15 protein-coding genes are annotated in these 19,098 nt (G+C 41.2%); 10 read left to right on the top strand and 5 right to left on the bottom strand.

Annotated features, from left to right (window positions below; genetic code table 11):
- Positions 1-46 precede the first annotated feature (46 nt).
- Both KHS38_RS18980 and KHS38_RS18975 read right to left on the bottom strand, forming a co-directional pair.
- Complete coding sequence (locus KHS38_RS18980; protein ID WP_213490139.1) at positions 47-667, bottom strand: Crp/Fnr family transcriptional regulator; 621 nt, start codon at positions 665-667, stop codon at positions 47-49.
- A 471-nt stretch (positions 668-1,138) separates the two neighbouring features.
- Positions 1,139-1,786: an NAD(P)H-dependent oxidoreductase gene (locus tag KHS38_RS18975; RefSeq protein ID WP_213490138.1), complete on the bottom strand. Its 648-nt coding sequence runs from the start codon at positions 1,784-1,786 to the stop codon at positions 1,139-1,141.
- 96 nt (positions 1,787-1,882) lie between these two features.
- Between KHS38_RS18975 and KHS38_RS18970 the strand changes: the two genes are divergently transcribed.
- The 4 genes from KHS38_RS18970 (at position 1,883) to KHS38_RS18955 (ending at position 6,473) form a co-directional block, all read left to right on the top strand.
- Positions 1,883-2,779, top strand: a complete 897-nt coding sequence (locus KHS38_RS18970) for a LysR family transcriptional regulator (protein ID WP_213490137.1) — start codon at positions 1,883-1,885, stop codon at positions 2,777-2,779.
- Between the two features lie 457 nt (positions 2,780-3,236).
- A complete protein-coding gene (locus KHS38_RS18965; RefSeq protein WP_213490136.1) occupies positions 3,237-4,580 on the top strand; it encodes an ammonium transporter in 1,344 nt (447 codons plus the stop codon).
- Between the two features lie 175 nt (positions 4,581-4,755).
- Positions 4,756-5,814, top strand: coding sequence for an outer membrane beta-barrel protein (locus KHS38_RS18960; RefSeq protein ID WP_213490135.1), 1,059 nt, complete (start codon positions 4,756-4,758; stop codon positions 5,812-5,814).
- Positions 5,815-5,885: 71 nt separating this feature from the next.
- The gene (locus KHS38_RS18955; protein ID WP_213490134.1) at positions 5,886-6,473 is read left to right on the top strand and encodes a hypothetical protein; all 588 of its coding nucleotides are present in this window, start codon (positions 5,886-5,888) and stop codon (positions 6,471-6,473) included.
- A 251-nt stretch (positions 6,474-6,724) separates the two neighbouring features.
- Here KHS38_RS18955 and KHS38_RS18950 read toward each other — a convergent pair whose 3' ends face one another.
- Genes KHS38_RS18950 through KHS38_RS18940 form a run of 3 tightly spaced genes read right to left on the bottom strand, consistent with a single transcriptional unit; the run spans position 6,725 to position 8,012 of the window.
- Positions 6,725-7,159 carry a VOC family protein gene (locus KHS38_RS18950; RefSeq protein ID WP_213490133.1) on the bottom strand — a complete coding sequence of 145 codons (435 nt, stop codon included), beginning with the start codon at positions 7,157-7,159 and terminating at the stop codon, positions 6,725-6,727.
- Positions 7,160-7,194: 35 nt separating this feature from the next.
- Positions 7,195-7,695, bottom strand: a complete 501-nt coding sequence (locus KHS38_RS18945; RefSeq protein ID WP_213490132.1) for an SRPBCC family protein — start codon at positions 7,693-7,695, stop codon at positions 7,195-7,197.
- The gene (locus KHS38_RS18940; protein WP_213490131.1) at positions 7,695-8,012 is read right to left on the bottom strand and encodes an ArsR/SmtB family transcription factor; all 318 of its coding nucleotides are present in this window, start codon (positions 8,010-8,012) and stop codon (positions 7,695-7,697) included. Before KHS38_RS18940 ends, KHS38_RS18945 begins: the two co-directional genes overlap by 1 nt.
- 305 nt (positions 8,013-8,317) lie before the next feature.
- Between KHS38_RS18940 and KHS38_RS18935 the strand changes: the two genes are divergently transcribed.
- The 6 genes from KHS38_RS18935 (at position 8,318) to KHS38_RS18910 (ending at position 19,093) form a co-directional block, all read left to right on the top strand.
- On the top strand, positions 8,318-9,322 hold the full coding sequence (locus KHS38_RS18935; protein WP_213490130.1) for an aldo/keto reductase: 1,005 nt from the start codon (positions 8,318-8,320) through the stop codon (positions 9,320-9,322).
- Between the two features lie 8 nt (positions 9,323-9,330).
- Positions 9,331-10,218, top strand: a complete 888-nt coding sequence (locus tag KHS38_RS18930) for a helix-turn-helix domain-containing protein (protein WP_213490129.1) — start codon at positions 9,331-9,333, stop codon at positions 10,216-10,218.
- A gap of 960 nt (positions 10,219-11,178) precedes the next feature.
- Positions 11,179-12,165: a hypothetical protein gene (locus tag KHS38_RS18925; protein WP_213490128.1), complete on the top strand. Its 987-nt coding sequence runs from the start codon at positions 11,179-11,181 to the stop codon at positions 12,163-12,165.
- 131 nt (positions 12,166-12,296) lie between these two features.
- Positions 12,297-12,812 (top strand): OmpH/Skp family outer membrane protein, encoded by a 516-nt coding sequence (locus KHS38_RS18920; protein ID WP_213490127.1) that lies wholly within the window; start codon positions 12,297-12,299, stop codon positions 12,810-12,812.
- 71 nt (positions 12,813-12,883) lie between these two features.
- Positions 12,884-13,375, top strand: a complete 492-nt coding sequence (locus tag KHS38_RS18915; protein WP_213490126.1) for a hypothetical protein — start codon at positions 12,884-12,886, stop codon at positions 13,373-13,375.
- Positions 13,376-13,378: 3 nt separating this feature from the next.
- On the top strand, positions 13,379-19,093 hold the full coding sequence (locus tag KHS38_RS18910) for a hypothetical protein (RefSeq protein WP_213490125.1): 5,715 nt from the start codon (positions 13,379-13,381) through the stop codon (positions 19,091-19,093).
- The last annotated feature ends 5 nt before the right edge of the window (positions 19,094-19,098 follow it).

Here is a 19,098-nt window from a genome sequence, read left to right as displayed (position 1 = left end):
CTTTGGCCAATATTGTAACGTTTACATAAGACAAGAAAAATAAATGTCATCGTTTAATCGTATCAAAAATACGTTTTCGGATACGTGATAACGATGTTGCCGTAATGCCTAAATAATTAGCAAGGTAATGCTGCGGTACCTGCTGTAACATGGAGGGATTATCATGCAGAAGCGTAGCATAACGCTCTTCGGGCGTTTGAGTAATAAAACCATGCATTCTGTCTTCGTAGCAGAAAATTAAATCTTCCGCTAACAACCTGCCAAAACGTTCCATTTTACGGGCAGTTACGGGATTGTCAAGAAGTTCTTGTAATGCGTTATATTCAAGTGTGATCAACAAAACATCGTCCAACGCTTGTATTGCAGAAACGCTGGGTTCCTGTTTCATAAAGCTTTTATAAGAAGTAATGAAATCGTTTGTTGTGCAAAAGTAGCTGGTTTTTTCTGTACCATCTTTAATATGATACAGGCGCATGGATCCAGTTACAATAAACCCTAACGCTTTACATATTTCACCTGACTGGACGAAGTGCTCTTTTCTGCCCAGCGTCTTTAAGCTTAAATGGGTTGTGATGATGGCCCACTCTTCATCGTCAAATACAACCATTTTCTCCACCTGCTGCTTAAATGCAGACAAGTAGGGGCTTACGTTTCTACATTCATCCATCAAACTGATTGTTTTCTTATAGTCTATATCCTGCAACGCACTACAGTTTGCAACGCAGTTTAGTGGGAACATCCCTGCACAGGCCAACCGTTAGGCGAATTTGAGAAGATTCGAAGCTCGGTGCAACTGAAATTTGTAATTTGACATCTGTTAAACACATGAATTACATGACGACAACTACCTTATTTTATAATCAAGCCGCTCATTATTTCGGTGGAAGATATTAATAGCTTTTATAGGTTAACACTTACAGAAGGCCAACAATCATTAAACACAGCCGAAAAAAATGGATATATATCATCTCGACCATAAAGCCACAAGTACCTTCCGCTTATAACGCCAGGGGTAGCCTTTGCCATCGGGGCGTCTGGTACTTTCTGGCATCAGGCTTTTAATTTTCTTCCACTGCTTGTTGCATACTCACACAGCCAGTCTACCACTTTATCATTTATGAGATGACTTTTGGTAATGTTACCTTATACTTTCACCAAGCTGTACAGGTTCATCTGGCTTAGTAGTAAGAAATAGTTTTTCGAGGTGTTGCTGGTACCGCTGCAGGTCTTTGTTTATATCCGCGTTCTTTTCCACATCATGAAAGTGAAGGCTTTCAAGCGGTGTTAAACCGGTAAAGGCGTTCATGCGGTGAAAGCCAAATAGTGCACCTTCATCCACACTCTTTTGATTGAAGAACTCACCGGGTAGTGTAAATGCGGTTTTGGGCGCATTCCATGAGGTAGTTAACAGGTAATTACGTCCATGCATCGTGCCGCCGGTACCATAGTTAATTTTTGGATTATCCGCCTTGCGGCCATCACTATAATAAATGCCTTTGCGGTACCCGGCCGTGAACACCTCGTCGATATATTTTTTTAGTCCGTGTGGCAACTGGAACCACCAGATGGGCGTATGATAAATAATGGTATCCGCCCATACAAAGTGTTCCACTTCCTGCTCTGGTGTGTAAGGTTTATTAATGTCGGTAGCGCGTATTTCAAAACCTTCATGATTGCTAAAGAACTCTTTTGTCGCTTCAAAAACCGTTTTATTAAAACGCCCGCCCGAGTGGCCAAAAATCTGCCCGCCGTTGATTACAAATATTTTTTTCTTTTGATTTTGCATGTCATTTAAATTAATGACACAAAGTTATCTCTGTTGTATCTACTATAAAAATAAGCTAATTTATACTTTTGTATTATAATTATAATAGATAACGTCATGGTAAACTTAGAGTGGTTCAGAACGTTTAAAGCAATTTATGAAACGGGGAGCTTAACCGGCGCTGCAGAAGCGCTTTTCGTTTCGCAGCCGGGCGTAAGCCTTCACCTTAGTTCGTTGGAAGCATATGTAGGCTATAAGTTGTTTGACCGTACCTCACGCAAACTGGTCTCTACCGAACGTGGCAAGGTGTTGTACAATTACATACAGGAAGCGTTGGCTAAACTGGAAGAAGCCGAGCAGCACTTTCATCGCAGTACCGAAAAAGAGCGGCCTACCATCAGTATCGGTATGTGTTTTGAAACTTTCCAGTTTACGCTCGAATCGTACCTGCCTACGTTCAACTTTAACGTTATCATTAAGTTTGGCGATTATCCCGAAATGCTGAGCGACCTGGATGCCGGCATACTCGACCTGATTATTACGCCACAAAAAGGCGATTATCCGGCACTGCATTACGAGCCGTTTTCAAAAGAACGCATTGTTGTGGTTGGCGGCGCTAAAACTGATACATCCGGCTTTGCCCCAATTCTTAAACATGGCGATAAGCAGGAAATACAAGACTGGCTAAAAAAGCAATTATGGTACGGTACTACAGGCGACATGGAACATTTGCGCAGGTTTTGGCACCTCAACTTCGGTAAACGGCCGGATTTTAAGCCCAATTATATTGTGCCTAACATGAGTTCTATTGTGAGATGCCTGAGTGGCGGTGAGGGGCTAGCCGTAATACCCGACTTTTTGTCCATGAAACAATTAGAGCGGGGCACAATCAAATTAATTTGGGAGGGCCATAAGCACATCGAAAACACGCTCTACTTCGGCACCCGGAAGAAAACGATTTACGAAAACGAAATAAGGCAGATTAAAGAAGTGTTTTTAAAAGAAATGGTTTAGGGCGTGGTATCAGGTGTTGAATCAATATTTGCCTGTGCTAAGTAAGTAGCAACTGCTTTAATAGGTCTTTTTATTTCTATATACTATAAGTAAAAAGCAGGGTTTTATTGATTGTCATGGTTGGTAATCAATAAAATCCTGCTTTTTCTTTTAAATGAATCAAAGTTATTTGATTGGAAGTCTTTTTACTGCTTAATAATTTGGTCTTGGTTCGTTTTTTAAAGAGATTAATATTAAAAATCATCTATTTTAAATATAATATAACGTAAAAATGTATTTAATCGATTTAATTTAATGCTTTAGGCTAAATTGAATTAAAATTCTAATAAAAATTAGATTGTTATTAGAATTTTAGTTACAAATGCTTGGTTTTTATATTGTTATTCCATATTTTTATGAAAAAGCCAACTAAAATTATCTAAATAACCTTATTTCTTTACTAAACTCTCCTGAAAGTATGAAACGAATTTTTCCATTTGTGCTCTTGCTCATTGTTGCAGTCGCTGCCATTTTTGTTCCGGCCCAAGCCGATTATGCTGACACCAGTAAGTATAACTCGGCAGACATTGCCTGGATCATTGTTGCTTCTGCCTTGGTATTTTTAATGACACCCGGGCTGGCCTTTTTTTATGGCGGTATGGTAACAAGAAAAAATGTGCTATCAACCATGATTAAAAGCATTGTGGCGGCAGGCGTAGTAACAGTATTATGGATTCTTGTTGGATTCAGTCTTTGTTTCGGTGATTCTGTTCATGGCTTTATCGGGAACCCATCAACGCATTTCTTTTTCAAGGGTGTTAATTCAGGCGCGCCTTGGGTTTTTGCGCCAACTATTCCCAAGTCTTTATTTTCGGTGTTTCAGCTAATGTTTGCCATTATAACACCCGGATTGGTTGTGGGTGCTATAGCTGAGCGTATACGCTTTACTTCTTACATACTATTTACAGTACTTTTTAGCCTGCTGGTTTATGCGCCTCTTGCCCATTGGAGCTGGCATCCGGATGGCTTTTTAGCTAAAATGGGTGCTTTTGACTTTGCTGGCGGTACGGTAGTTCATATTTCGGCCGGTTGTGCAGCACTGGCAGGTGCATTGGTGTTAAAAAGACGTAAGTCGCATATAGAAGGTGTGGAAGTGCCTCCGGCCAATATTCCTTATGTTCTTATTGGTACAGGATTGTTGTGGTTTGGCTGGTTTGGATTCAATGCCGGTTCTGCTTTAGGCGCCAATGCTTTATCCGTGTCCGCTTTTTTAACCACTAATACTGCAGCAGGCGCAGCGGGCTTGTCATGGATGTTTTTTGAAGTGCTTCGTGGCAAAAAGCCGTCTGTATTAGGATTTTGTATAGGTGCAGTGGTGGGCTTGGTGGCTATTACTCCGGGCGCAGGTTACGTTGCTATTCCGCAAAGTATTTTCATCGGGTTTATTGCTGCCATCATCTCCAACCTGGTGGTGTCATGGAAACAGAAAACCTCTTTAGATGATACGCTTGATGTATTCCCTTGCCACGGCGTAGGCGGTATAGTTGGTATGATTTTGACCGGGGTGTTTGCCACCAAAACTGTAAACAGCGCCGGACCAAACGGCTTACTGTATGGCGATGCAACATTCTTTTTAACGCAGTTAAAAGCGCTTCTGATTGTTATTCCTTTCAGTTTCATCGTGTCATTCGTCATCTTTAAACTGGTAAACCTCATTGAGCCAATCCGGGTAACTAAAGAAGAAGAAGAAATGGGGCTTGATGCAAGTCAGCACAACGAGCGTTACACTTCACAAAGGCTCTCGTCGGCTCATACAATATAAGTATACCACACAGTAAGCGCTGTAGTTTGCAAGGTTGCAGCGCTTACCTACTTACCTGTTTTTATTTCGTCATTGTTTGCTATTCTGTTTACATGAAAATCAGGGTAGTTAGCCATTGCTATGCCTTTACAAATCCAATTAACCTGCTTGTCAACCTTTACACAAAGTTATTCACATGAAAAAATCACTTTTATTATCAGTTGTGCTCTCCCTATGCTCATTACTTACACATGCGCAAGACACTACTAAGGTAATACCAGCGCCTATTGATCCGGGTCTTACCATTTTCGGATCGGTAGATACTTATTATAAACTTGATTTTGCAGGTAAAAAAAATGCTAATATCCAAACCAGTTTTGCCAATGAGGCCAATTCAGTATCTATTGGTATGGTTGATTTGGGTGTGAAAAAGAAATATAATAAAGCGCTGTTTGTAGGCGAGTTATCCTTTGGTCCGAGAGGGCAGTATCAATCTATTCCTAACGGGCCGGATGAAAATAGCTTTCATATTCAAAACTTATATATAGGTTATGATTTAACCAGAAAATTGAATGTTACGGCAGGTTATATGGCTACCTTTGTTGGCTATGAAATTATCGCCCCGGTAGGCAATTTTAATTATTCAACTTCTTATCTGTTTACTAACGGCCCTTTCCAAAATGCCGGCTTAAAGTTTACGTATGCCTTTACCGACAAGGTGAGCCTGATGGCGGGCTTGTTTAATGATAACTGGAATGTTTATGAATCAAAAAGAGACGTGTCAACATTCGGAGCGCAGTTGATGGTAAGCCCGGTTAAAGGGTGGACTGCCTATTTTAACCTGTTAAGCGGTAAGTTGTCAGGTACGGAACTCGATCTAACCACAAGCTATCAAATTACCGAGAAGTTTAAGATGGGCTTAAATGGCGCTACTTTTTCCTCACCTGATCAAAGCGGCGGATTCTCGGGTGTGGCTTTGTATCCCCAATATGCAATATCAGGTGCTGTGGCTTTAGGTTTAAGAGGAGAGTATTTTAAAAATAAAAGTGCAAGCCAGGGTGCATTGTCTGCTATTGCTCCGGGTAGTTCGGTAACTGCTTTTACTTTTACAGCTAATCTGAAAACAGGCGGCCTGACATTTATTCCCGAAATCAGGCTCGATAATGTCAATAAAGCATCGCCATTTGTTAAAAGTAATGGACAACCTACTAAAACCGCTTCGCAATTTGTGGTAGCAGCCGTTTATGGTTTTTAAATTTTACCTGTGATGTAAATTATTCCTGCTTTATCTTTGAGTACTATTCATAATAAAGGATAGTCCTTAAGATGAAAAACATAATTTTAGCACTCATTGTATTTCTGGTATCAGCCCATAGTTATGCGCAAAGTACTGCGCTGGTGCTTAATGATAATGATAAGCTCATGTACTACCAGGTAAATTCGCTATCCCTGGGCGATACCTTGCAACCGGTACCGACTGTGAACGAATTTATCAAGAAGAAATATCCTGACATCCGGATTGCCAAAAACCAAAGTGAAGCTGCTGGTATACAGGGAAAAGGAAGGTTAACACTATACCATAAAGGCCTTGTGTTTGGGCAGGAGGAAGGTCAGTTATCATTTGACCTTAAGATAGATTTTAAAGAGGAAAAGTACAGAGTAATGGCATCAAACCTAACTTTTATGCCGCTGCAACGAAATCGTTATGGAACCTTTACGCCAGTTAATGGTATAGCCTATGCATGGGAGGAACTACCCAAAAAAGTTAAAGATACCCAGTACGAAAGCTATACCAGTCAGGTAGTAAACTATTTCAATTATCTTAATAAACAATTGGAAGTTTATTTGACAAGCAACGACGGTCAGGATGCTAAGACCGCTAATCCGCAACGCATTTCAACCAAGGAATGGTAATAATGGAGTTTGATTCCTTTGAATGCCTTGCCATGATGATATAAAATGGCGTATAACGCCGACTGTCTGTTAAATTTAAAGCCTGATTCCGTAAGGAATACAGGCTTTTTTCTTTTGGTAAGATGAGCAGGATGACCTTCGCGTTAGTGCGGTATTACTCTAATGAAAGAAAACTTGGAAATGATAAGAGAAGTATGTAAAAGCAAAAGTGCCACCCATTGGCATGGAGCGCTTTTCTTCTTCGAGTAAATTTAACCGTTATAATTAGGATCAAATTCCACAATCCATTCAATACCATACTTATCTCTGAACATACCGGCGTATGTACCCCAAGGGCTGTCGCCAATGGGCCCTTCAATGTCTCCGCCTGCTGATAGCCCGTTGAATATTTTGTCCGCTTCTTCAAGGCTTTCAGCACTCACTACTATTTTTGACCTGTTTTCAGTCTCGCTTACCTGCCCCATAAACTCAGGAACATCATTGGCAATTAACATGTTGTGTTTGCCAAGTGGCAAGGCAATGGTCATTATTTTATTCGCTTCTTTTTCTGCTACCGGAAATTCGGAGCTTGCCAGATCGCCAAAGCGAATAAGCTTTGTGAATTCGCCACCAAATACTGATTGGTAAAAAGTGAATGCTTCTTCAGCATTTCCATTAAAATTGATCCAAGGGTTAATGGTTCTCATAATTTTAGTTTTAAATATGGTCGTAAAACTGTCTTTTATTGTTTTTCTGATAAGGTGGCCAACAGTGCTTCCAGGTTTTTTAAGGTTAGCGTGAAGCCGATTTTGAAGCCCTCGAGCAATTTTTCTAACCGCTCAAACGATTCATTATAGATGGTAATGTTTACTTGAGTAATGCCGTTTTGTTCGCTAAAAGTGTAATCCCAGTCAGAGCCCGGCAATTCACGGTTTTCGTCTTTGTCGGTAAAGGTGTTGTACATTTTAAAATTGGTTTTCGGGGTAATGGAAGTAAATTCCTGAACCGCCCAGCGCTCTTGTCCGTCGGGACTTACCATCGCGTAAAAGCGCCTGCCGCCTACTTTAAAATCCATGTACTTGGTTTGGGCGCGCATTGGCGCAGGCGCACTCCATTGGTCCAGTAGTTCGGCTTTGGTAAAAGCATCCCATACTAAAGACTGTCCCGCGTTAAATTGCCTGGTGATGTAAACCGTTTTGGCAGTTTTGTCAACGTTAAAATCAAATAGCAAATCGTTGTTCATTACTTCTGTTCTTTAATTGTTGTTAATAGTTGGTCGAGTTGGTTGAATTGAGTTTCCCAGTTTTGCCTGAACTGGGCTAACCAATGATCAAATTCCTGCATTTTTTTCGCATTAAAGTGATAGTAAATCTCTCTGCCGCTATGCACAGGTTTAATCAATTCGCATTCGTGCAATACTTTAATATGTTTTGATACTGCCTGGCGCGTCATATCAAATTTTTCCGCCATGGCATTTGGTGTTAATGCCTGCACAGCGATTAACGTCAAAATAGCCCTGCGTGTCGGGTCGGCTATTGCTTGGAATATATCTTGTTTCATTCTTAATCTTAAATAAGCAACCGGTAGGTTGCAAATATACGTGCAACCTATCGGTTGCGCAAACTTATTTGTACTTTTATTATGAGTATAAAGATTTATGCAGATAATTCATGAACAGCAGTCATCCCAAAAAGAAATAGCCCATATACATCAATGCTTTAGTAGGCTATAGTTTTGCAAGGCAGGAGACGACTTCAATCGAACACCTTATACCATTAGCCATTTAGAAAATCATTCCTTGATTTGCTTACAAGCTTCAGGGGTTTGCATACATGTGCCCAATTGGGCTTACCGACCTTTGAATTATGGAAATAAAACAAATAGCATTGGGCAGCCAGGGTTTGGTTGTGCCCGTGATTGGTCTGGGCTGTATGGGTATGACGGGTTTTGAAGAAGGCCATATGTATGGCCCTGCGGATGAGCAGGAAGCCATCGCAACAATTCACCGTTCGCTGGAGTTGGGCGGTAATTTTCTGGATACGGCCGATCTGTACGGCCCGCTTAAAAATGAGCAGCTCATTGCAAAGGCAATTAGCGGTAAACGCGATCAGTATATTTTGGCCACCAAGTTTGGCTGGGAAATAGATGACAATAATAAAGTGACCTGGGCCATCAATGGCAAAAAGAACTATGTAAAGAAATCAATAGAGCGTTCGCTAAAAAACCTCCATACCGATTACATCGACCTGTATTACCTGCACCGCCTGGATAAAAATACGCCAATTGAGGAAACGGTTGAAGCCATGGCCGAACTGGTTAAAGAAGGAAAAGTGGGTTATATCGGCCTGTCGGAAGTATCGTCTGAAACGGTTAAGCGGGCGCATGCCGTACACCCGATCACCGCAGTACAAAGCGAATATTCTTTATTTGAACGTACGGTGGAAGAACGTGGGGTTTTAGAAACCTTAAATGAGCTGGGTATTGGCTTTGTAGCTTACTCACCATTGGGCCGCGGGATTTTATCCGGACAGATTAAAAGCATCGATGATTTGCTGGAGAACGATTTCCGCAGAGCGATCCCGCGTTTCCAGGGTGAAATGTTCAATAAGAATATAGAATTGGTTAAGGCCATTGAAGCCATGGCCGAAGAAAAGAACGTCAGTTCTTCGCAGCTGGCTTTAGCCTGGATCATGAGCAAGGGGATTGTACCGATACCGGGAACGAAACGCAGAAAATACCTGGAGCAAAACCTTGCGGCTACCACCATTGAGTTGACAGAGGCAGATCTTTCAAAACTGGAAAGTATTGTGCCTTTAGGTTCGGACACAGGCGCACCTTATGATGAGTTTAGTATGGGCTTAATTGATTAATTTTGTTTATGAACGCCATTAATTCTATATCGGAGTTTCACCGGTTGCTGTCATTGCCTCAACCTCGCCACCCGCTGGTGAGCGTGATCAATCTGGCGGAAAGTGTTTTTTTGGAAGACGAGATATGGAAAGGTTTCGTTAACCGCTTTTATTGCGTGGCGCTCAAACGCGAAGCCAAAGGCAAGATCAGGTACGGACAGCAGCATTATGACTACGATAAAGGCGTATTAAGTTTCACCGCCCCTAACCAGGTGCAACAACTGGACCTGCAAAATATGGAATGCGGGTCCGGTTATCTCCTGATCTTTCACCCGGACTTTCTGTTACAGCATGCGCTGGCGAACAGTATCCATCACTACGGTTTTTTCGATTATGCAGTTAACGAAGCGCTGCACCTGTCGGCCGAGGAAGAAGATGACCTGATTATAATCCTCCATAAAATTGATAAGGAGTGCAGGCATATTGATAAGCATACCCAGGAGATTATTCTGACGCAGATCGAGAGCCTGCTAAAATACGCCAACCGTTTCTATGAGCGGCAGTTTTTTACCCGCAAAAATAATAATTCAGCGCTGCTGACCAGGTTCGAGCAGTTGATCGATGACTACTTTAACAGCGACGTACCCGGTTTGCTCACGGTACAATATATGGCTGCGCAGATGAACCTGTCGCCAAATTACCTGAGTGACCTGCTTCGGGTTCATACCGGGCAGAACACGCAGCAGCATATTCATGAAAAACTGATCGCAAAAGCCAAAGAAAAGCTATCCACAACCAATCTTTCAGTCAGCGAAATCGCCTATGCCCTGGGCTTTGAGCACGCGCAATCCTTTAGCACGCTTTTTAAAAAGAAGACGAATTTATCCCCACTGGAATTTCGTCAGGCTTTTAACTGATGACCTGAGGCAAGCGCTGTCAGGTAAATATTTAGCGATACGTTGTCCGGCTTGTTTTGGCGCACTGGTTCCCTGTTTAAATTATGTTTCCTATAATAAGGTCAAGCAAAGCTTGCTTTCTTCATTCTGTAATGTTGAAGGTGTGAGTTTTTGACTTATATCCTCTTTGTTGTTCGTTATACTTTCATCTACGCCATTGCATATAAAAGCTAATTTAGCGTAAATGGAGGGAGTGATTCGGATATATGGTAAAACAGTAGTGTCTCTTTTTAGATTGTTGCGATAGCTATTGTTATATCGTTATTTAAGGGGGAGAAGCCGAAGATGAATAGCTTGCAAAATGTAATTGACTCATAATAAAACAAGTATGTTCTATATTGCAAGCTTGCTACATGATTGCCGCTAAGGATTCAGCAGCCCATTTCTCGCACTGTTAGACACTCATATTTTAGTATTGCCAACATTCAATGTAGTACACTGGGATTGTCAAAAAACTATAATTCTTAGGAGCAAAGATCAATATTTATAGTTAAAAAAAAGCTTTTTATAGTGCTGAAAAGACTTAAATTTCTGTTGCCGGGGAATTCATATAAAGTGCTATATGTTGAATAGCAGGGAAGTTCCTGCTCTTAGTAGGAAGCAAAAAGGCAATTATGAGCCTACACACTTTCATATTATTATTTATCAGAAGCCAAAATTGGTTTTTGCATCTGTCGAAAATAAAGCGTTGTATAGTTGCTATTTTGATAGTGATGTAATAACTTTGATAACGAATTAGCACATACCTGACTTAAATACCTTATCAAAAAGATGATTTCAACTCTCATTTGGTTGCCTGGGCAACTCTATTCGCAATTCTTACGTAACTCATCTAACTTTCTGTTGTTACAAATCGCCGTAGAAGATTGACCACGGTCAACTTACTAAGTATATCGATTTAATCACTATTACAATTCCAGAATGAAAAAGCTTTCTTCTTTACTAGCCTGTCTGTTGGCTGGCTGTGCTTCTTATGCACAAAACACACCATGGAGCACAACAACCAATATTGGTATAGGGACTGCCACCCCTAAGACACTTTTAGAACTAAGAAAGGATGTTCAGGGAGGTCAGGGACCCATATTAACTTTGACCAACGGTAGCGGCTATGTGGGAGCAAGCACCGAAATCCACTTTGCTACCTATGACCGCGGAACAGGAGAACCATCGGGCCGGATTAAAGTTGCTGATGGGGGTAACTATACCGGAAACATGTTGTTCGAAACGAAGGGAAACACAACGACGTCTCCATTATACACCCGTATGTTTATTCAGGGCGCAACCGGGAATATTGGTATCGGTACTACCAACCCGCAATCTCCTTTGAATGTGAAAGGATCAGTTAACGGCTTGATCAGGCTCACACCGGCAAGTGACAACGGAGAAGCCAGTATTCATTTTAGTTCACGTGCATCAGAAACCGACAATAGTGCTAGATGGGCAATTGGACCTGGGGTATTTAGCACAGGTAGTAACTTTGCCATTGGTAGTACAATTTATGGTAATGCGGTTGCAACCTTCCAGACCAATGGCAATGTTGCTATTGGCACCACTGATGCGAAAGGTTATAAGCTGGCTGTAGCTGGAAAGCTTATTGCAGAAGAAGTTAATGTAAAACTACAGGCTAACTGGCCTGACTATGTATTTAAGCCAAGTTATAAGCTGCCATCTCTTACAGAGGTGAAAGAGTACATTGATAAGAACAAACACCTGCCAGATATGCCGTCAGAGCAGGAAGTAGCTAAAGAAGGTATCAGCCTGGGAGAGATGAACCGATTGTTGGTAAAGAAGATGGAGGAGATGACACTGTATTTGATTGAACAAAACAAACGAATAAAGAAGCAAGAAGCCTTTGTCAGAAAACAAGCAAATCGTATCCGGGTACTGGAAAATAAAGCGCAACAATAGTATTCTTTTCCCGAGAGGTTTATGGTGTTCAAATACATTCAATTCCTAAGGCTGTTTATTTGCTTATGCCCTTTTGCAATTACATAGGCAGTCCATAACAATGATCAAAATCAACTATTCCAAAAATATAAATGAAAGTTTCTTTAACAAATCTTCTAGTTAGCGTGACAGTCGCCGTAGGCTGTTCTTTATTAGTACATTTTTTCTTCAACAAAAAGATAGCATATATCGATTCCAATAAAATCCTGAATGGTTACAAGGAAATGCAAATTGCAAAAAAGGAATTTGAGCGTGAAACCGAGCTGTATAAAGAAAGGCTGGACACTTTAGCTGGTAGGGTGAAAGTTGATTTTTTAAATATGGAGAAAGCCAGAAATAACAAAGTAATATTGCAGCAATACACCGACTCTTTAAACTTGCATAAAAAACAATACAAAGATTACCAGATGGCCATTTCTGGTTCGTTACGAGAAAAGGAAGCCGCACTTACGCAGGCAGCATTAACAAAGCTGAATCAATTCCTTAAAGAATATGGTAAGCGAGAAGGCTATGATATGATTCTGATTGCTAATAACTCAGGTACTATAGCTTATGCAAAAGATGAGTTTGACATTACTGAAATAGTATTAAAAGAAATTAACCAGTAAGAATGCGACGGTACATTATATTTTGTTCAGTCGGTATTGCTTTCCTTTTAAGTTCCTGCGCCAAGCGTCAGATGAGCCAGAAGGAGTTGAGTGCATATATCAAGGATACAGGCAATAGTTTAACTTACCACATTAGTAACCGCGATAGCTTCGAGATGGCCGTTTCTGTTATACGGCCGGAATTACTGGGTAAGAAAATACAGTCTGTTCAGAATGCGCGTTATTTTTTACTTAGTTTCAGTAGACACGGTCGCGAAGCACTATCACAAGTCGGCAACATTAACAAATATGCACAGCTAAATAACAACCTGTCTTTTAATCTTCCACAGTATTGCAGGCTGATAGTTGATCGAAAAGATACAGTAAGATTAGCGAATTACGCCTTTAATAACACTTATGGACTTGCTGCATCCAATAATATATTACTGGTATTTCAACTGCCGGCGGCGAAGAAGAATTACATGCTGACAATAGATGAAATCGGATTCGGTCTTGGTCAGCAAAAGTTTGAATTTGATAGAACGAAAGTCGATAACCTGTATCAAATATCTATAATAAAATAGTACATGATAAAATCTTACACAATTAAACGTTTCATATCGCTTACACTTGCTGTTGTTATATTAAATAACATCCTAACGCCAAGTATTGCTTTAGCTTTAACCTCAGGCCCGGCCCGCCCCGAGTCGGCGAGTTTTGAGCCGGTGGATACGACAGATATGGTCAATATGCTTAGCGGCGATTTAGCTTATAACGTTCCGCTGCTCGAAGTGCCTGGCCCTGAAGGCGGTTACCCGCTCTCTTTATCCTATCATGCTGGTATCATGCCCGAGCAGGAAGCATCCTGGGTGGGTTTAGGATGGACGCTCAATCCGGGTTCTATTGACAGGACCGTTAGCGGTTTTCCTGATGACTTTAAGGGACAGGAGAATGTTGTTCGTGATTATTGGTCAGGGGGTAATCGTTCAACAACATCTGTTGGTCTTACTGTTGGCTTAACGGGGGTGTTATCTGCCGATTTTGGCGTTATTGTAGCCCACGATAGTATGTTAGGTACCGGAGTTGGCGGTTGGGCTGGTTTAAGTGCTCAATATTCTTTTAGCCTATCCCCATCCGTAGGAGCATCTGTTGGTGGTAGTTTAGGCATATCCTTGGACCCGTTTGGCGGTGTTTCACCTTATATGAGTGTCGGTGTGGGATTGGCCGTTGGAAACTTTGGAGAAGGAAATCATTTAACAGGGAGCTTGGGCCTGAACATTTCAACCAATTTCAAAAGTGTAGCTGCTGGAGCTAATGCTGGTATTAGTTTATATTCCAGCGACGGACAAAAAGATGGGAAGCGGTCAAACCATTCTTTATTAGGTGCGTCTGTTAGTTCATCAGGTGGAAGCGTAAATTTAAGTGTTGGTGGAGTAGGATACAGCGGCGTTGAAAATATCACTGCCGGTAAAATTCAGACAGAAACCCGCAGTTGGGGACTCAGTATTCCTTTGGGTTTCGGGTCAATTTCCTTAAAGCGATCCTACACCAGATATTGGTCTGATGAAACCAATGCAGTAGCAACTTTTGGTACCTTATATTATCCGCTGACTAGGGAAGACGCTTATGGGGCTAATAAAGAATATGATACCTACTACTTAACAGATGTTAACGATCCGAATTACAGTTTAACGGATGTAAACAAGAACGATCCAATGAAATCTACTGGCGGGTCACTACCAGATTATGATACCTACTCTGTGATGGGGCAGGGCATATCGGGCTACATAAGGCCTTATGGCTACCAAATGGAAGTTTTTGGTAAAGGTCGTAGTGTTGCCACCAGTGCGCACACTAACCGAGACAACATTGTGTATACTGAAACACCTGGAGAGCCTTATTACGATGAATATGGCAACTGGCAAACGCCTTCGGTTACAACGGCAACCAGTTATGTGAACAACCCAAGCAAGCTGCATTTCCGATTTATGAATGAGTTCACCAACCGTTACGTGCAGCAAGAATTATCAGCAAACAGTACCTATAAATTAAATTTTGACAAAAGTCCGCAATATGGCATAAACGATGGTACTTACGGCTATGACCCTGGGTCAGAGCGGCTAGGGTCTTCAAGAGATATTGAATATTTTACGAATACAGAAATTAATGACGGTAGCGCCAGCTTAAAAGGCTTTATAGATGTACAGGCCAAAGGCTTCGATCGGAAATTAAATCCCGATGGATCAACTATCTTGAAAAACAGTGGTGATAAAGATAGCCGTATTGGCGGTTTTATGATTACCAATGAAAGCGGAGTAACCTACCATTATGCCTTGCCTGTCTACGCTTATAGTGAAACAACTATAAGTCGGAACCTGAATCCACCTACTAACTCTTCTCAATATAATACGCAAACCCGTAACAACCCTTATGCTACCTGCTGGCTGCTTACTGCTGTGACCGGCCCTGACTATGTGGATATCAACAATAATGGGAAAGTTGATCAGGGCGATTGGGGGTACTGGATAGATTTTGAGTACGGTAAATGGGCGAGCCAGTATATGTGGAGCACTCCTTTTTCGGGTGAGAATATTGATCTTGATCACAACTTTGCTTATCAATCAAAAGGGAAAAAAGAGTTATACTATTTGGATGCCATAGTTACCGGCTCACATACGGCTATTTTCTCAAAAAAGATGAGAGCGGATAGTAAAAGTTGGACAGAAACCTTGGATAATCCAATACGGCCAGCAGCTGAGTTAAGATTAGAAAGTGTAACATTATTTAATAATAAGGATCTAGGACTATCCATTGAGCAAATAAGGCAACAGTCAGCCGGTTACAGTAATATGTTAACCAACGGTAATAATACTGGATTTAATGTAATTGATGTAGGCGATATGAGTTCGTTGCCGCAGTTATCGGCTAAAGTCTTGCGTAAGATTCAATTAAATTATAATTATAGCCTGTGTCCGCTTACGGAAAATAGTTTTGATGAAGCCGGTGAGATGTATAGTGCTTCCAATACCAGAAACTGGTGGAGTTTTCCTAAGCAAGGTAAACTGACGCTTTTATCTGTAAGCATGTATGGCAAGCAAGGGCAGGAAACGGTACCGCCAACGGAGTTTGAATATGAAATTCCCGAAGAGCAAATTAAAAGGAGCAGTAATATTAGTTTTATTAGCTTAAAAACTACTGACCAATCGGTTTATCTATTCAATGACCCAGATAATGTCTTTAAAGAAGGTGAACTTATTCAATTTAGTATGAATGGAACCAATTTTTATGGTTTGATTAAAAATGCAGCTAATGGCACCTTAGAAGTTAAGTTTCCTCAATGGCCTAACACAACAACCTTAAAGGGCGTTGGTAAAATCGCTATGCGAACTACAAAAAATCCTGCTTATTCAAAGGGTAGCTATGATATGTGGAATATGTATAAAGCCGACTTTCAGGATTATAAGGATGCTAATAATCGGTTTAACGAAAATCTTTCTCGTCTGCCATCTAAAGCTTCTGCTAAATCAGTAGATGTTTGGAGTTTACGCCGTGTCCACCAAGCACTTGGTATGACAACAGATATTGTTTATGAATCTGATACGTATAGCAATGTCGCATTATATAAAAATGCCTCGATAGTTATTGACGGTGTTGAAAGTTTAGGTAATTCTCAAATAAAAATAAACGCTAAAAAATATTTCGGCGTTGATCTTAGAGATTTTATAAAGACGGGAGACAAAGTCCGTATGATATTGTCTGGTGATATTACTGAATATTATCCAGGAAATTACGATGAGCAACCATATGAAGTAAATGTTGGTGTTAGCTTATCATCCGGCGAAGCGCCCAGTCTTTTGGTTACTTCCGTGGACGAAGGTTCTATTACCGTTACTGATGAAAATTTTTATAAAGAAGTTTTTGTGTATCGCAGTGGTACCAACTACTATGGCGGTAATTTATCTGCCGGAGGTATAGGAAATAATTATGGAGGTGGTATAAGGGTAAAACAAGTGATCAACAAAGAACCAATAACAGGTGTAACCTTACAAACGACATATAATTACGATATACCTGGAAGTAATGGACTAACTTCTGGAACAACTTCGTATGAGCCATTAGGTTTGGATGCTGTACCGCTTCGTGGAGGTGCTGAAGATGCGAAATACCAGAATATTTTAAATAAAAACTTTTCAAAATTATTAGGCTTGGCTAGGGAAGTGCCAGCGCCTGGCGTTATGTACGAGTATGTAGGTGTGAGCATAAGCCGACAAGCAGATGGGCAGGAAACTAAGTTTCTGGGAAGTTCGCAATATCAGTTCGAAGTGTTCAATGAGTCCATGATCAATGTTAAAAAACAAGCATCAACAAGCACTTCTTATATGGATGTAGCTAACATCACACTGCAAGACTTTAGTAGCAGGATCGGAGCGCTAAAACGGATGATTCAGTTTGACGATCAGGGTAACAAAGTTGCCGAAACCATCAATAATTACCTGCATGACAAGCACCCAACATCATCAGCTGCAGCCAATGGTGCCACTTACCTTGATGATCTGGACAAATATCAACGGCAAGGCGTAATCATAGAGCGAATTGCGGAAGGCAGGTATAATGATAGCAAATCCCGCTACACGATGACATCCAAAATAGATGTGCCTGCAGTATCTACCGGCTCCACAGTAATTGATTACAGGACTGGTTTGCGAAGTAGTAATAGCGTGGAAGGATTCGATTTTTATTCAGGTCAGCCTATAGCTACGTCATCTAAAGACAGCTATGGTAATCACTCTATGACTTTAGTGACTCCAGCTTATTATCTATATCCAAAGATGGGGCTTAAATCAATGAATTTGTCAAACGCGAATATGCTAACCCAGAGCGCACAACAGATTACGTATAAGCTGGATGATTTTAATGCAACGGAGGGTATAATCAGTGCTTCTGCTACGATCTGGAGCGATCAGACCAGTATGCTCAATGATAACGAGCAGGTAGTAAACACTAAAAACGCTGTAAGTGGAAAGACTTTGAGTATCTGGCGCCCTTACCAAAACTTTCAGTGGATGCCGCAGAGCAGATCGCAGGGCATCACCCAGGCCAAGGACTTTAAGCCTTATTTTACGATCTTAAACAGAACTGCCAGCTCGCCATTTGGTGGCGGCGAACAGATGTCTGAGTGGACTAAGACTTCAGAGATTAAGTTATATAACAAGTATTCCAATCCGTTGGAGGCGGTTGATCTGACTGGAATATATGCGGCGACGAAGATGGGTTATAATCAAAGCAAAGTGATTGCTACGGTCAGTAATGCCAAGTATGCAGAATTTAGCTATACCGGTTTGGAAGACGGTGTGCTGTCTGGTAAGGTGCTTTATGGCGGTATGAACTTAGGAAATGCTACGGTTTCAATGGCCGCGAGTCACAGTGGTGTTAGTTCAGCTTTGCTAAATGCTGGCCAAACGGGTTTAAGCTATACCGTAAATACAAACCAATTGAAAGCCGGGAGGGCATATACAGCGGCAGTATGGGTTAAAGCTGACGACAACTTGAATAAAGCAACCTTATATTACCGTGTAAATGGTGGTACGCTGAACACTGCTACCGTAAATACTACAAAAAAGATAGGATCATGGGTTTTGGTAAGCTTGCAAATACCAGGCAGTCAAATAGCTGCAAACGCAACTCTTGAGGTGGGCTGCATCAACAATGGAACAGGCGCTGCTTACTTCGATGATTTTAGGTTTAAACCACTAAATACCATCATGGCGTCCTACGTTTACGATAATTTCTCGGGCGAATTAACTTACATACTAGATAACAATAACCTTTACTCCAAATTTGAATATGATGCTGAGGGCCGCCTGACTAAAGTATATGGTGAAACCTTCGCGTATGGTGTTAAACTAATTTCTGAAAACCAATACAATTATGCTCAATCTACCCGGGCTAAATGGCAAATGACTGGTAGCACTAGATGCCAGCAAGTGGATAATTTAAATACAGGACTAACGGAGGCAGAACAAGTAGACCAGAACGCATTAAGCAGTACTTATAATAGTAAACGCTGGGTCGTTACCGGCAGTTCATCGAACTGCGCAATTAGTACCGACTATTGTACAGGGCCTGATAAGAAATATGTTAACGGTGTTTGCCAGACGGGACGGAGAGAAAATGTGCGGACAGAGCCAAATCCTTATGGAACAGGATATAGATGTTATTACCGGTACGCCTGGACGGATGGGACTTACAGTCAGGAGTATTGGGAAGTAAATGCAAATTCTTGTCCAATCACAATTAGATAAACCTT

The sequence above is a fragment of the Mucilaginibacter sp. Bleaf8 genome (assembly GCF_018390515.1).
Lineage (GTDB): Bacteria > Bacteroidota > Bacteroidia > Sphingobacteriales > Sphingobacteriaceae > Mucilaginibacter.
Note: the sequence above shows the minus strand (reverse complement) of the source record. Positions and strands in the feature narration are given on the sequence as shown.